Origin of the sequence: Pontibacter pamirensis, from assembly GCF_010015475.1 — a bacterium.
In the GTDB taxonomy this organism is placed as follows: domain Bacteria; phylum Bacteroidota; class Bacteroidia; order Cytophagales; family Hymenobacteraceae; genus Pontibacter; species Pontibacter pamirensis.
Genome location: NZ_SSNI01000033.1, coordinates 1 through 14,639, shown reverse-complemented (window position 1 = coordinate 14,639; position 14,639 = coordinate 1). Strand labels below are relative to the sequence as shown.

Here is a 14,639-nt window from a genome sequence, read left to right as displayed (position 1 = left end):
AAGCCCGTCTTAAATAAGTGTCCCAGCAGTTTTGGTAGATATACATGCAAGGCAAGGGCTGTCTTAGAAAGTAAGACAGCCCTTTACACTTCAATATGCTGTTAATAGCCTGGATTTTGTACCAGGTTAGGATTGGCATTTAGCTGTGCCTGTGGTATCGGGAAAATAGTTCTGGTAGCTGGTGTCGTGTTTGGTTTGAACTGCCATGGCTCGGTAAACTCACCGAAACGTATCAGGTCATTCCTGCGCCACCCTTCCCCAGCAAACTCCCAGCCCCGTTCTGCTAAAAGCGCATCTAGCGTGAGTGTTCCCATGGTATACAACTTATCATCATTCCCCTGGAACGCGCGGGACCGTACCATGTTGACCAGTTCCACCGCCTCGGGTGTAGCACCTCCGTTTTTGCGCATAAGGGCCTCCGCCTTCATCAGAAGGATATCGGCATAGCGGAAAAGAACGTAATCATTTGACATCGTGAAATTCTCTGCCCCTGTGTAGTCGTACTTCGCCAAGCGAGCCCCTTCATTTTCCTGGGCTTGCTCAAGAGAGTTTATCTCCACTGTGTAGACGAGAGGTGTTCCGGCCATTTCCTGTGTATTGTAAAGTATTTCACCGCTGGAGGAATACTGTTGACCCACGAGCCACACATTACGGCGGGCATCTTCAGGGTCATAGGATGTGTAAAAGGAAGGAACCGCTGCAAAGCCATTCCAGCCGCCTTGCTGGGTGTTGAACGCCCTAGTACCGTTCCCGTGCAGTGTCCAGAGGTAATGCGAGAACATGCGGGAGGTGATACCGCCGCTTCCCCAATCCTGCGGCAGGTTCACATCAAACGGAATCACGAAGATATTCTCCTGCGACCCCTCGTTCTGCACGGCAAAGTTGGAGTAGAAATCGCTGGATAGCTGGAATTCGCCGGAGTTGATGATGGCGTCACAGGCCTCTATACACTCATCCCACATAGGCTGCCCGGTATACACCTCGGCATTAAGATATAGTTTCGCCAGTGTGGCATAGGCTGCCCAGCGGTGGAAACGGCCATACGTAGTCATGTCCATGGCCACAGGCAGCTCAGGTATTACGGCTAAAAGCTCACTTTCAATAAACCTGAAGACCTCTTCCCGGGGTTGATTAGCAGGCGCATAATCAGCGGGAACATCAAACTGGTCTACAATTGGAATGTTGCCGAAAAGGTCCATCCCGATAAAGTAGTAGAACGCGCGCATCCCCCTGATCTCTTTCATAACGGCTACCAGGGCATCGCTTTTGTTCTCGATTTTCTCGAACTGAAAGAGGAGCCGATTACAGGTGTTGATGTTGTTAAAGACAAAGACCCAGGAGTTGTTGATGAATCCCTCCGACGGGTTCCACTCCTGCCGGTGCAGGCGCTGGAAAACACCTCCGTTGTACCAGTTGTTTCCCCTGGTAGGGAGCAGGATTTCATCTGTGGTAAAGGTATTCAGCCCCCAGACGCTTTCCGGGTTCTGGTAGGCCCTCAGGTTAGAGTATACAGGGCCAGCTGCTGCCAGAGCCTGTCTTTCTGTCTGATAGAAGTTATCGCTTATAATGGAATCGTAAACTTCTTCATCTAAGTCTGTGCAGGAGCTAAAGCCTGCTAAAGCCAATATTATAAACAGTTTCTTTTTCATGATCTCCAGATTCTTAGAATATAAGATTAATGCCAGCTGTGTACATGCGCGTGCTTGGGTAATCAAACCTGTTATCGCTTCCTGGCTCCAGCCCTCCAATCGCCACTTCAGGGTCAACTCCCTGATAGCCTGTTATCACAAACATGTTGTTGCCTGTCAGGTAAAAGCGGCTTGACTTGATCCACTTGTTCTGCAGCGGCAGGTTATAGCCCAGGGTGATGTTGTCGATTTTAACAAAGTCACCGTCCTCCACATAGTAGCTCGAGAAATCCGGATCGTCCCAAAGCTGGGAATCCATTGCGGAGCGCATGATGTTACGGGGCAGGAACTTCGGGTTATCATGCCAGATGCGCTTTGTGTTAATGATCTGATGCCCGAACATACCTCTGGCCATTACCGTCAGGTCGAAGTTGCCATACTTGAATGTGTTGGTTAAACCCATGTAGTAATCCGGAATACCGTTGCCAATGTCCGCTCTGTCATCGATGTTGATCTCATCGTCTGACTCCCCTGTTCTAGGGTCATAGTCCCGGTAAATCCATTGTCCATCATCTGTCAAACCCTCAAACACCAATCCATGAATGATGCCCAGAGGGGCTCCTTCCCGCAACTGGTGCGTCCAGGCACTGATACCCGGAGGGCCTATGTCGCCGATGTTTCTGTAGTCGAGTGAGTAAAACTCGTTGGAGAGCGACAGCAGTTTGTTTCTGCGATGGTCAATATTAAAGTCTACACTCCACTGGAAACCTTCCGTTTGCACCGGAATGGCGTTAATAGTAAGCTCAATACCTGTATTGCGCAGCGAGCCTACGTTCGCAATAGTGGAGGTAAATAAGTTTGGAGGAGTTGGCACATCATAGTTGAGCAACAGGTCGCGGGTATCACGCAGATACCAGTCAACTGTACCGCTGATTCTGTTCCCGAGTACAGCCCAGTCCAGGCCTACGTTGTACTCATGCTTTGTCTCCCACTTCAGATTCGGGTTAGGGTTGCTGACAGGCTGATACCCCGGGATAAACTCTCCGTTGTAGTAGAAGAGGCCTGATGCACCCAAGCGCTGCAGCGACAGGTAAGGGTCGATGCCCTGGTTACCTGTCACGCCGTAACCGGCACGCAGTTTCAACAGGTTCAGGGTCGAAACACCGCTCAGGAAATCCTCCTGTGTTATATCCCACCCGGCAGATACAGCCGGGAATGTACCCCATTTGTTATTTGCCCCAAACTTAGAAGACCCTTCGCGTCGCACGCTGGCAGACAGGAAATACCGCCCACGGAAATTGTAGGCACCACGGGCAAAAAAGCCCACTAGACGGCTCTCATTTTTGAAGGAGTCCATGCTGGCCCTGCCATCGGTTAAGTAAGTACCTGACCCGATGTTATTGTAGGCAAAGTCGTCCGTGATAAAATTACTGTTCCCGGCATTGAACCCTTCGGCCCCGAACTCCTGAAAAGAATAACCGCCAATAAGGTTTATGCTGTGCTCAGAAAAGCTTTTCATCCACTCTATTGTGGACTCAAGTGTCTCCGTAGTCCTGACCTCCGAATTTCGTGAGGCAAAACCGCCCAGGTTTGCCAACTCCTGTGGGTAGGAATAACTGGGCTCATAGTATCCGTTTTGCGCACGGTATGTCTGCAGGCCACCCAGTATACCGATTCGTAGTTCATCGGTAAGGTCTAAGTTCACCCCCAGGTTACCGAACAGCCTGGACCCGGCATCGTCCCGTACACGCTCTGTTAAGACACCCACCGGATTGTCATACTGCCATGCGCCGATAGACTCCGTTAAACTGCCGTCCTCGTTATAGACCGGCTCCGTCGGGTTGCGCTGAACAACCTGTCGCATGGCGTTATAGTCTACAGGGTTTTGTTTGAAGTTAGCCATCCCCAACTGAGCTGTAAACTGCAGCTTATCATTTAGAGCACGCTGACTCATGTTCAGGTTGGCCCGGTACTCCTCTTTGTTTGAGTTAAGCAGAATTCCTTCATGATCCACATAGAACATGGACAGCCGGTAGGTGGTGTTCTCCATTCCTCCGCTTAGGGACAGGTTATGCAGGTGGCTAAGTGGCGTTCTGGTAATCTCATCATACCAGTCAGTAGAGGCACCGTAGTCTATCATGCTGCCGGCAACATCAGGACGAGTGACGCTTAGCCTTTCTTTCATCTCCCTATACTCTGCGGCACTGAGAACTTCAACCTTCCTTAGTGTAGACTCTGTATAGGCTCTGCCTGAGTAAGCGACCTGCATGGCTCCCTTCTTTCCTTGTTTGGTGGTAATCAGTATAACCCCGTTCGTACCCCGGGTTCCGTAGATAGCTGCCGCAGAACCATCTTTCAGGATATCGATGGAAGCAATATCATCAGGAGAAATAGCTTCCAGACTACCACCAGGTATACCATCCACGACAATGAGGGGTGCCTGGCCTGAATTGGTAAGGCTGGAAGTACCGCGCAGGCGTATCTCGAGGCCAGAAGTCGGGTCGCCGCCATTTGTACGGGTAACAGAAAGTCCTGCTACTTTACCTTGCACCAACTGCATGGCATCTGTTACGGCTCCCTGGTTAAAGTCTTCAGGCTTTACAGACGCCACAGCACCGGTAACCTCCCGTTTCTTTTGCGAACCATAGCCTATAACCACTACCTCTTCCAGTGCTTCGGTATCAGGTGCTAAGGATATATTGATGGCAGCCCTGTTGTTTACCGGTACCTCCTGCGTTTCGTAGCCGATATAAGATAAAACTAACGTGCCGTTGCCATTCGGAACATTCAACCGGTAGTTTCCATCTACATCAGTGGTAACGCCTGTGTTGGTACCTTTTAGCATGACAGTAACCCCAGGCAGCCCATCACCGGTTTCTCCTGTTACTTTACCGGTAACGGTAACATCTGTTTGTCTGTTAATCTGCTCTTCTGCAAGAACATCTTTGGGAGGTAAGTTGGCTGGCTGGCTATAAGCTGCCCCTGACGAGCGAGGCACTGTAAACGCCACAGTTTGAGCCTCAACAGGCCCAAACCCTATCAGCAGCGATGCCAGCACAATACTTTGCAAATAATGTGATGATCTTTTCATTATGTTAACAGTATAGGTTTGTGCATTACAAATAATAACCGGGTAAACAATTACATCTTCGACTGCCTTCTGTTCATGCTGCAGAAAAGTGCTCAGACATGTCCTGCAGCGTTAACAAGCGCTGTAAACCAAAGACCAGATGGCAATCTGCTATTGCGGGAAATCAAGGCAAGAACACAGCGAAGAAAAATCTGTTCCTTCCTTCCGTAGAGCAAAAAAAGAAGTACCTCCGTAAACAGCAGCCTTAGACCACTGCAGGGTATATAATTCAGTTTTACAAAGTGTGAGTACTAACTCACGCTTAATATTGATCAAAGGAATAGTATTTAGAATTTTCTTCCGAGATGCTTTTTACCAGTTTATTAAGGTATTTTAACATAGCGCTCCCTCCCTCAAGCATAATTCAGATAAATAAGCTGCTTTTGTTTAAAACATAGCGACGCTTGCTACAGGAAAAATGGGAAGGTCTAGGCCAGCATGATTGTCTGCAGAAAGTAGCTGTTTTACAGAATCGACAAGCTCTGCTCACCCTGCCAGCACCGGGCGTAAGCATGCACCTGGCGCTAAGCTTCTTTGTATCCCAAGCGTAACTCCTTTGTTTTAGTGGATATAGCGTATTGTCGCTTTCAGATCCACAATAGCTTTCAGCAAAGGATCCTACACATAACCTCTCACTGGTGATTATCTACTGAAGTGAAGACCTTGAGATGCTAGCGAGCCCATCTGCTCAGGAACTGGCTGAACGGCTCCTTGTATTGGCCTCTGATTTGAATGTTGATGCCCCCGATCTGCACACTGTTTTTAGTAACTGCTTGGATTTTCTCCAGGGAAACGATGTAGGAACGGTGAAGGCGCATGAACCGCCTGGAAGGCAGCTTTTCCTCTAAAGCCTTCAGGCTCGTGAGCGAAAGCAGGGGCTTGTGACTCCCCTCCGTAAAAACTTTAACATAGTCTTTCATCCCTTCCATATAGAAGATATCCCTAAAGGCTACCCGTACCAGCTGATATTCTACTTTGAGATACAAATACGCATCCTCCGGCTCCGGGAGGGCAACAGGCACGGGAGCCGGGCTGCGAAAGCGCTCGGCGTATGTACTGGCCTTGCCGGCAGCCCGCAGGAACTCTTCATAGCCAAAGGGCTTCAGCAGGTAATCCAGTGCGTCCACTTTATACCCTTCCAAGGCATACTGGTCATAGGCAGTTGTAAAAACAACCATCGGGGCAGTGCCTATACGGTTCCAGCCCAGCGCTTTGGCCAGGTTCAGCCCGTTCAGGTTCGGCATCTGAATGTCCAGGAAAACTAGGTCAGCCCCATGTTCGTGAAGCCCCTGCAGGGCCTCTATAGCACTGTCGTAGCGGCCAACCAATTTTAGGAAAGGCGTTTGCTCTATATAGGCACAAACCAGCTTCAGGGCCAGTGGCTCATCATCAACGGCAATGCAATTAAGGGTGATAGGGTTCATGACAGGTCCAGTGTTAAGGTCACCTGATACTCGTTTTGCGCAGTGTCTTCATTCACAGACAAAGCATAACGGCCAGGATACAGCAAATCCAGACGCCGGCGCGTGTTCACTAACCCGATGCCACTACCCTGCTCCAGCGAGTTGTCTTTTTCTGCAAACAGAGTATTGTGAACTTCCACCTTTAAAGCGTTCTGCTCCTGCCGGATAGCAATGTTGATGCAACTGTCCTGCAGGGCGCTTACCCCGTGTTTAAAGGCATTCTCTACAAAAGGCAGCAGCAGCATAGGGGCGATAGTTGCTTCCTTTAAAGGATTCGGTGCCTTGAACGTTACTTCCACCCTGTGGGAAAGGCGCAGTTGCATGAGTTCGATGTAATCCTTCAGAAAGGCTATCTCCTGGCTCAGCAGCACCGTGTCCTTTTGTGTCTCGTAGAGGACATAGCGCATCATGCGCGACAGCTTGAGCAGTGCCTGCTGGGAAGCCCCCACATCTAACATGGTGAGCGAATAGATGTTGTTAAGCGTGTTGAAAAAGAAATGTGGGTTGATTTGCGCCTTCAGGAAGGAAAGCTCCGAGCTGGTTTTCTGCTGCTCCAGGCTTTTACGAAGCAAAGCTTCTTCTTTCCGGAGCAGCGCATCAGCCTGCCACTTCTGCACAGCGGTAATGCTGGTGCCAATGCCCAGTACCAGCAGCGTAATCGCAAAAAGGGCGGCTATCATCCACTTCAGCATGGAGCCGTCTCTGCCTGACCCACCACCTTCCGGATGAAGAATTTGCTGCATTTGCTGGGGCAGGTTAAACCACAACTCTACCTTCCAGATGAGGAGCACTACAGCAATCGCTGTAGCAAGTATAGCCAGGATGAAAAGTCCTGGCTTGTTTTCAAACAAAAGTTCTGGCACCCACACCAGCGTCGTCAGGTAATAAGCACTCAGCCACATACAAAACAGCATACCCTGCTTTATCCAGAATTCAGCAGGCAGGCTACCGTCCCACACAAGCGGCTGAAATATAAGAAGCATCGCCGCCAGTGACACCCACACTAGAACATGCAGCAAGGGAGAGACATAGCGGTGTAGCGAAAGGTTGGGCATCGGTATAGCTTTTACGAGCAAAAAAATTACCCTTAAATATACATCAGGCAGTTGGCAGGTGCTAAAACAATCTATGGGAAAGCAGTATGTGCCGACCAGACGGTCGGTTTTTGTCTACCACTAAACTTATACAACTGACCAGCATCGGTCTATACCATTCATCGGTTCAGGTAAGCGTGTGGTCGGTGTATAAGTGCGTTGGGTCTATTATACTTTTTCTACACGGAAAGGACTTTTACATTAGTATTACAGTTAGCTGCTAAGCAGCAACCTATTAAAGGAAGGCACAGTCAGGCAAATGCATCAGCCACATAAAAAGGCAGCATGATGAATCCTATGCTTGCTGCTCCCGGTGGTACAACCCATCCGCAACAGCATCTCCAGGCAGATAGCCTCATGCAGTTTCATACAGGGTTTGCCTATAATTTGAATTTGTTTTATTCTTTATGTGCCTGTTCTCTGTAGTGTATTCACCTATACTTAGTTAAACAAATGAACAAGTTATTCTTCTTTGTAAGCCTTCTACTCTCCCTGATGTCTTTTAAGGCTTTTGCCCAGGCTCCAGCCGCTCAGTTTCTTATCAAAGGCACCTTGGTGGATGAGCAGCGAAATCCTGTTTCCTATGCCAGTGTGGTCTTATTCGCGAAGCAGGACTCCGGTATGGTTTCAGGAGCAACGTCTGATGATGCAGGCAGATTCGGGATAAGCACCAGGCCTGGGACTTACTATGCACTGGTCACCTTCTTGTCTTTTGATAAAAAAGCAATAACTGACATCCGTGTTACAAACCAGGACGTTGACCTAGGGATGATCCTGCTTACCAGCAATACAGAAGTGCTGCGGGAAGTTGTGGTGCAGGGGGAGAGAAGCACGATGGAGCTGTCGTTAGATAAAAAAATATTTAACGTCGGGACAGACCTGGCCAACGCCGGGGGCACCGCTGTGAATATATTGAGCAACGTGCCTTCCGTGGCTGTTGATGTGGAGGGCAACGTAAGCCTGAGGGGAAGCAACAACGTGCGTATCCTGATCGACGGGAAACCTTCCGGCCTGGTGAGCATGGGAGGAGGCAGTGGTTTGCAGCAGCTGCAGGCAAACCTCATTGAACGCGTGGAGGTTATCACCAACCCCTCTGCCCGTTACGAAGCCGAGGGAATGGCGGGGATCATTAACATTGTACTGAAAAAAGAGCGCAAGGCAGGCTTCAACGGCTCCTTCGACATTATTACCGGTTACCCGAGCAATTTTGGGGCAGCGGCCAACGTCAACTACCGCCGCAAGGACCTAAACTTCTTCGTGAACTACGCTGCCGCCTACCGAAACACACCGGGCAACAGCATCCTATACCAGGAGTTGTATGAGAATGACACTACTTTTATCACCCGCCAGACTTCCGAAAACAGGCAGGAGGGCATGAACCACAGCATACGCGGCGGGGCCGATTATTTCTTTAACGATAAAAACGTTTTAACCGGGGCCTACACCTGGCGCATGAGCAAGGGCAAGCGCTACGCTGACATCATCTACCGGGACTACCTCTTCAACACCTCCAACCTGCAACGTGTCATCAGCCGTACGCAGGACGAAACTGAAACTGAGCCCAACTCCGAGTATGCCCTGACCTATAAAAGAACCTTTGCCCGCGAAGGCCATGAACTGACTGCAGATTTGCGTTACCTGGACAATTGGGAGGAATCAGACCAGTACTTTACCGAAAGAGCCTTTCTTTCCGACGGCAACACCCCCGAAGCGCCGGTTCTGCTGCAGCGCTCGCTCAACGATGAAACGGAGAAGCAGTTGCTCGTGCAGATCGACTACGTATACCCGTTCGGGGAAGAAGGAAAGCTGGAGGCGGGCTTGCGCAGCAGTTCCCGCGACATGACGAACAACTTTGCCGTAACCGAGCAAACCGCCAGTGGTGTGTGGAGCCCCTTAGACAGCCTCAACAATAGCTTCCTCTATGAGGAGAACATACACGCGGTCTATGGAATCATGGGCAACAAGGTAAATAAACTCTCTTACCAGGTGGGGCTCCGGGCAGAGTGGACCGACGTGACAACCACGCTAAGACAGACCAAAGAAGCGAATCCGCGCGACTATGCGAATTTGTTTCCCAGCGCACACGTCACCTACCAACTGCCTGACCAGCACTCCCTGCAGGTTAGCTACAGCCGCCGGGTGCGCCGCCCTAGCTACTTCGACCTAAGCCCTTTTGTGACCCTTACTGACAGGCGGAATTTCTTCAGCGGCAACCCCGACCTTGACCCGGAATTTTCAAACTCCTTTGAGCTAGGGCATATGAAGTACTTTACAAGGGGCTCGCTTTCTTCCTCTGTATACTACCGCCACACAACCGGCAAAGTCCTGCGTATTCGCCGGGTGAATGAGCTGGGCTTTGCAACTACCCTGCCCGAAAACCTTGCCTCAGAGGACGCCTATGGAGCTGAGTTTATCGGAACTTACGAACCTCTCAGGTGGTGGAAGCTGGATGGAAGCTTTAACTTTTTCAGGGCCATTACCGATGGTAGCAACCTGGATACTGACTTCCAAAGTGACACCTACAGCTGGTTTAGCAGAGTAACATCACGCATCTCGTTCTGGGACAACGCGGACTTCCAGCTGCGGGCTAATTATGAAGCTCCTCAGATTTTGCCACAGGGCAGGCGCAAAGCCCTCGCCACCCTCGACCTGGCGGTAAACAAGGATATCCTGAAGAACAACGGCACGCTTACACTCAATGTCATAGATGTATTTAACTCACGCCGTTTCCGCACCATTACAGAAGGCGAGAACTTCTACACAGAAATCGATTCGCAGGGCAGACGCCGGCAAATCAACTTAACCTTCAACTACCGCCTCCACCAGGCAAAAAAACAAAGCAGACCAGCAGAGCAAGGTGATTATTGATTTAAGTTGCCTGAAGCCGGAAGAAATCTATTCCAGAGAAGGAAAGCTCAACCAGCTTGCCATAAGTGCTTGTTTAGCCAACCGAATTTACTTTCTTTGCCTGTCAAAACAGGGTTTGCCTCCTTCAAGGACCTTGCTTTTGCGTGTGGCCGAACACAAGAAACAGAGGCTATCCCTCCCCTACTATCTGGTATGCCTGTATTACTTAGCCAACCTTCAGGATCCATTAGACAAAAAGGAGAAAATATAAGCAACTACGTTGCTATTCAGACCAGCGTACATCATATCAGGATATAATCTGTATATTTGATGTTCATTGTTATCATGTTGACGAAAGAAAACACAGGATGCATTCTTTAACAGGAGACAGCATGCACGGGTCGATCTTTGTATTTCTAAAGCGATTCGTAGAGTACAAGCACAACTATAACACGTGGGTCGATGTTCTGGAGGAGGTAGGGCTGCGCAACCGTGTGCCTTACCAGATGAATGAAGTATACCCCACATCGGAGCTATTTATCATCATGTCAGCCGCTGCCCGTGTTCAAGGGGTGTCTGACCCTGTTTTCCAGGAAAAGTTCGGTGAGTTCCTGGTGCCGGACCTGCTGCTGGTATTCAAGCGCTTCATAGATCCCTCCTGGAGAACGCAGGAGATGCTGCTGCACATCGGCTCCCACATGCACGCCGGTATAAAGCGGGAGAATGATGCCACCAACCCGCCTCCGCTGCATGTCTCCAAAGTCGGGAAGAACATGTTGGTTATCGACTATCATTCCAAGCGCAGGATGGCTGGCTTTGCTGTCGGCATCATAAAGGGGCTTGCGCAGTATTTTGACGAGGGTGAAAAGATAAATGTACTTCCATCCACAGAACCGAATGCCGAGCGGGTGCAGATAAGAATAGAATTCGTATAACTGTTCTGCAGCAGTCAATTCAGGCAGTTTTTTCAATTCCTTCTTATCGGTTCCGGGATATCGCTCATCTCCAGAACAGCAGAAAAACTGCCAGCCACAGAACGTTGGCGATTCCAGCCTCAACTGAACTCACCGGACTACTCACTTTTTATGCGAAAAACTAAATGATCTGGTATCGTTTTAAGAGCAAAAAGCCTGCAAACACTTGATTTTCAGGCTTTTTGCTCTTTTGGGTATCGCTACCGGCAGAGAGAGGGAGTTCTCTGCAACTTATTCTTGCAATATTACACATTATTGAAATAATGTTTAAACATTTATTGCAATACAATGCCTAAAAACATACCTTCTGGAGAAATTCGACATCATGCCCATATTGAGGTATAACATATTGCTTATCAATACATTATTTACCTATCTAATCTTCTGACATGAAGAAAATTTTACTTTCCGCAGTTGTGTGTATCGCATTTTATAGCCAGTCCAATGCACAGGGCTGTGTCGCAGTCAGGAGCAACGGGATGATGTCCTGTTCTATGGAGCATCCTAAGGAAGAGGCAGTCTCTAAAGGATGGCAGCTTAACGTCGCTCACCGTTACTTCAAGTCGTTCCGGCACTTTAAAGGAGATGAGGAACAAAAGGAGCGCCTGGAGCAGCAGACAGAAGTCATCAACTGGCAGCATAGCCTTGATTTGACCCTGGTCCGGCAGTTCAGCAACAGGTGGTCTCTCAGCGCAGGGATACCGCTGCTGTCTAACAAGCGCTCGTCGCTCTACGAGCACGGGAGGAAGGAGCGGCACAACAGCAACTCTGCAGGCATTGGTGACGCCAGGATTACAGGTTACAGGTGGCTGCTGGACCCTCAGAGGGCCACCAGGGGTAATCTCCAGCTTGGCCTGGGCGTGAAGCTGCCTACCGGAAACTACAACTACAAAGACACCTTCTACAACGTTGGGCCCGATGGAGGTGAAGAAGTAAGACCTGTTGACCAGTCGATTCAGCTTGGTGACGGCGGCGTGGGGGCTATCACAGAATTAAACGGATACTACTTGCTGGGCAGTCACCTCAGCGCTTATGGCAGCGTGTATTACCTCTTCAACCCGAGAGGTGAGAACGGCACGCGCACTTACCGCGAAACGCTTTCGCCACTGCGGGCCAACGAAGCTGTAACCAGTGTGCCGGATCAGTATATGGTGAGGATAGGCGTGAGCCACAGTTTTTCGGGCAACTTGAATGGCATGGTGGCCTCATTGGGTGCCAGGATGGAAGGCGTGCCCGTGGAAGATGTCTTCGGCAGCAGCAAGGGCTTCCGCCGGCCAGGCTATGTCCAATCTGTTGAGCCGGGCGTAAGCTACCAGGTACAGAAGGTTAACTTTTTCGCTACATTACCCATTGCCCTGAAGCGAGATCGCCTGCAAAGTGTAACGGATAAGGAAGTTATGGCTCAGACCGGTAACTATACGCACGGCGATGCGGCATTCGCTGATTACGCCCTGAACATCGGCTGCTCCATTAAGCTGTAGCTATTGATTTGACAAGCAGTATCTTTACGCTAATCAAAAGGCCAGGAAAGTTATATTTCCTGGCTTTTTGAATTATATCAGTGCCATCACCCCGCAAGTACAATCCTATAGCATGCAGTTAACTCCTACATATTCTCAGTATGATGGTACGACCTCTCTTTTGTCTTTTCTATTTATCATTTTATCATAAAGCAGCTTCTGGGCTAAAAACAAGAAGAGGCTCCTCATCCCGAAGAGCCTCTTCTGTTGTGATCAGTTTTTAGGAAACTTTTCAACTTTTAGCCATGCCTATATACGAATGAATCTATATAAAAGTTATGACGACCCGGAAAGAATGAGCGATTTTTTATAAAATTATTATGGCCGTATAACGATTGATATGTTCAGCAGAACACTTGAAAAGCAAAGGTTTGAAGTAAAATAGGAGTTACGCAGCTTGATTACAAAACGTAGAAGCAAGATAAACAGCCATGGAATCTGCCCAATACATAGCTTATCTTCTGAGTGAGCCGCGCAAGGTGAGCTGCGTGAAGGCCAGTGAGGTGCTGGAAGTGTCTCACGATGAGATCAACCGTTTCCTTTTGAGCAGCCATTTTACCGGCAAAGACCTCTTTGAGGCAGTCAGGCAGGGGCTGAAACTGGAGGGAGGTGTTCTTTCCGTAGATGATTCGGTGCTGGACAAGCCCTTCACAGACCCGGCCACCACTGAGTTGGTAGGATACTTCTACTCCGGCCGGCATCACAGTACAGTGAAAGGCATTAACCTCATCACGCTGTTCTATACAGATGCCTCGGGCGTGGGCATGCCAGTTAACTTCCGGGTGTACCGCCATGAGGAGGGGAAAACGAAGCATGCTTATTTCCAGGAGATGGTCAAAGAGTGCTGGCAGTGGGGGCTGCACCCTGAGTGGGTGAGCGCCGACAGTTGGTACGCCTCCATAGAGAACCTGAAGTTCCTTAGAGACAAGGAGGTGGGTTTTCTGGTGGGGCTGGAGGCAAACCGCATCGTCTCCACCACCCCGTGTTGCTATGAGCAGGTGGGGAAAGTAGAGCATATGCCGCAGGAGGGTTTGTTTACCCACCTCAAGGGCTTCGACTTTGTGCAGGTGTTTCGGAGGAGTGGACACAGAAGGCCATGCGAGGCACCACGCCATGTACCTGCCCGAACAGGATGCGTGCCGGCAAATGGGAAGAGAGCTCTTCAAAGAGGTGAAAGCAAAGCACTGGCAGGTGGAGGAGTGTCAAGCAGGAGTGCCATGCCCAGCACTTCTTTGTCAGGCAGACACAGGCTATCCAGAACCATCTGTTCTGTGTGCTGCGGGCCTACCAGAGGCTCACGTGGATGAGCCAGGACAAGAGCATTGAAAATGTCTATGCCTTACAAAGAAAGCTTTTCCTGCAGGCTCAACGAGAGTTCATTAATAACTATGCGTAACTCCTATAAAATGTTGAAATACTTAACTGATGATGTGGGAGTCCATTAAGTACAGTATATTGTAGAGTGCTTTTAATTAAACGGAACGTGAACTCGGGAATTACGAGAGTTTAAAAAGGCTGTTTTAGGTAAACAAGAAGGCTAAAGGTCAGGTAGAAATATTGACTGATGTTTCACCTAATCCTTTAGCCTTATGCACTTTCTCATAGATACTACCAAGGTCGTAGAAGTGTTTTGTTTCATCGATGATTTCTGCCAGGAAGTAAAGGCTTATTTCGCTTCCCACCCCTTGCCCAAAGGACTGGTCCCCAAGCATCCGGCCGGACGCAGGCCCTCCCTTTCTGAGAGCGAGGTGCTCACCATTCTGACCCTCTACCACCTCTCGGGCTTCAAGTGCTTCGAGTACTACTATGAGCGCCTGGTGCTCGGGGAGCTCAAAAGCTTCTTCCCCCGGGCCGTCTCTTACACGCAGTTCCTCTCCCTCTCCCGCCAGGCCTGCTTCCACGCCTTCCTGCTGGCCCAGTGCCGGGCCAGCCTCTCTGAGAAAACCAGTCACTACTACATCGACTCTAAGAAGCTGCCCGTTT

7 protein-coding genes and 2 pseudogenes are annotated in these 14,639 nt (G+C 49.6%); 5 read left to right on the top strand and 4 right to left on the bottom strand.

What is annotated here, in order from left to right; genetic code table 11:
* Window positions 1-101: 101 nt before the first annotated feature.
* The 4 genes from E1919_RS20845 to E1919_RS20830 all read right to left on the bottom strand — a co-directional run bounded on the left by E1919_RS20845 (window position 102) and on the right by E1919_RS20830 (window position 7,276).
* Window positions 102-1,649, bottom strand: a complete 1,548-nt coding sequence (locus tag E1919_RS20845) for a RagB/SusD family nutrient uptake outer membrane protein (RefSeq protein ID WP_162055360.1) — start codon at window positions 1,647-1,649, stop codon at window positions 102-104.
* Between the two features lie 13 nt (window positions 1,650-1,662).
* The gene (locus E1919_RS20840; protein ID WP_162055359.1) at window positions 1,663-4,719 is read right to left on the bottom strand and encodes a SusC/RagA family TonB-linked outer membrane protein; all 3,057 of its coding nucleotides are present in this window, start codon (window positions 4,717-4,719) and stop codon (window positions 1,663-1,665) included.
* Between the two features lie 710 nt (window positions 4,720-5,429).
* Window positions 5,430-6,173, bottom strand: coding sequence for a LytR/AlgR family response regulator transcription factor (locus E1919_RS20835; RefSeq protein WP_162055391.1), 744 nt, complete (start codon window positions 6,171-6,173; stop codon window positions 5,430-5,432).
* 5 nt (window positions 6,174-6,178) lie between these two features.
* Window positions 6,179-7,276: a sensor histidine kinase gene (locus E1919_RS20830; RefSeq protein ID WP_162055358.1), complete on the bottom strand. Its 1,098-nt coding sequence runs from the start codon at window positions 7,274-7,276 to the stop codon at window positions 6,179-6,181.
* A gap of 492 nt (window positions 7,277-7,768) precedes the next feature.
* Between E1919_RS20830 and E1919_RS20825 the strand changes: the two genes are divergently transcribed.
* The 5 genes and pseudogenes from E1919_RS20825 to E1919_RS28280 form a co-directional block, all read left to right on the top strand.
* Entirely contained in the window at window positions 7,769-10,183 is a 2,415-nt protein-coding gene (locus E1919_RS20825; RefSeq protein WP_162055357.1) for a TonB-dependent receptor, read from the top strand.
* A gap of 347 nt (window positions 10,184-10,530) precedes the next feature.
* The gene (locus E1919_RS20820) at window positions 10,531-11,097 is read left to right on the top strand and encodes a heme NO-binding domain-containing protein (RefSeq protein ID WP_162055356.1); all 567 of its coding nucleotides are present in this window, start codon (window positions 10,531-10,533) and stop codon (window positions 11,095-11,097) included.
* 428 nt (window positions 11,098-11,525) lie between these two features.
* Window positions 11,526-12,617 carry a hypothetical protein gene (locus E1919_RS20815; protein WP_162055355.1) on the top strand — a complete coding sequence of 364 codons (1,092 nt, stop codon included), beginning with the start codon at window positions 11,526-11,528 and terminating at the stop codon, window positions 12,615-12,617.
* A 470-nt stretch (window positions 12,618-13,087) separates the two neighbouring features.
* Window positions 13,088-14,052: pseudogene (locus tag E1919_RS20810) on the top strand (IS701 family transposase).
* Between the two features lie 193 nt (window positions 14,053-14,245).
* A pseudogene (locus tag E1919_RS28280) lies at window positions 14,246-14,639 on the top strand (IS982 family transposase); the annotation flags it as partial.

Excerpts from the sequence above, each read along its gene's own strand:
- E1919_RS20815 (WP_162055355.1), top strand. The coding sequence starts at position 11,526 with ATGAAGAAAATTTTACTTTCCGCAGTTGTGTGTATCGCATTTTATAGC.
- E1919_RS20845 (WP_162055360.1), bottom strand. The coding sequence starts at position 1,649 with ATGAAAAAGAAACTGTTTATAATATTGGCTTTAGCAGGCTTTAGCTCC.
- E1919_RS20820 (WP_162055356.1), top strand. The coding sequence starts at position 10,531 with ATGCATTCTTTAACAGGAGACAGCATGCACGGGTCGATCTTTGTATTT.
- E1919_RS20840 (WP_162055359.1), bottom strand. The coding sequence starts at position 4,719 with ATGAAAAGATCATCACATTATTTGCAAAGTATTGTGCTGGCATCGCTG.
- E1919_RS20830 (WP_162055358.1), bottom strand. The coding sequence starts at position 7,276 with ATGCCCAACCTTTCGCTACACCGCTATGTCTCTCCCTTGCTGCATGTT.
- E1919_RS20825 (WP_162055357.1), top strand. The coding sequence starts at position 7,769 with ATGAACAAGTTATTCTTCTTTGTAAGCCTTCTACTCTCCCTGATGTCT.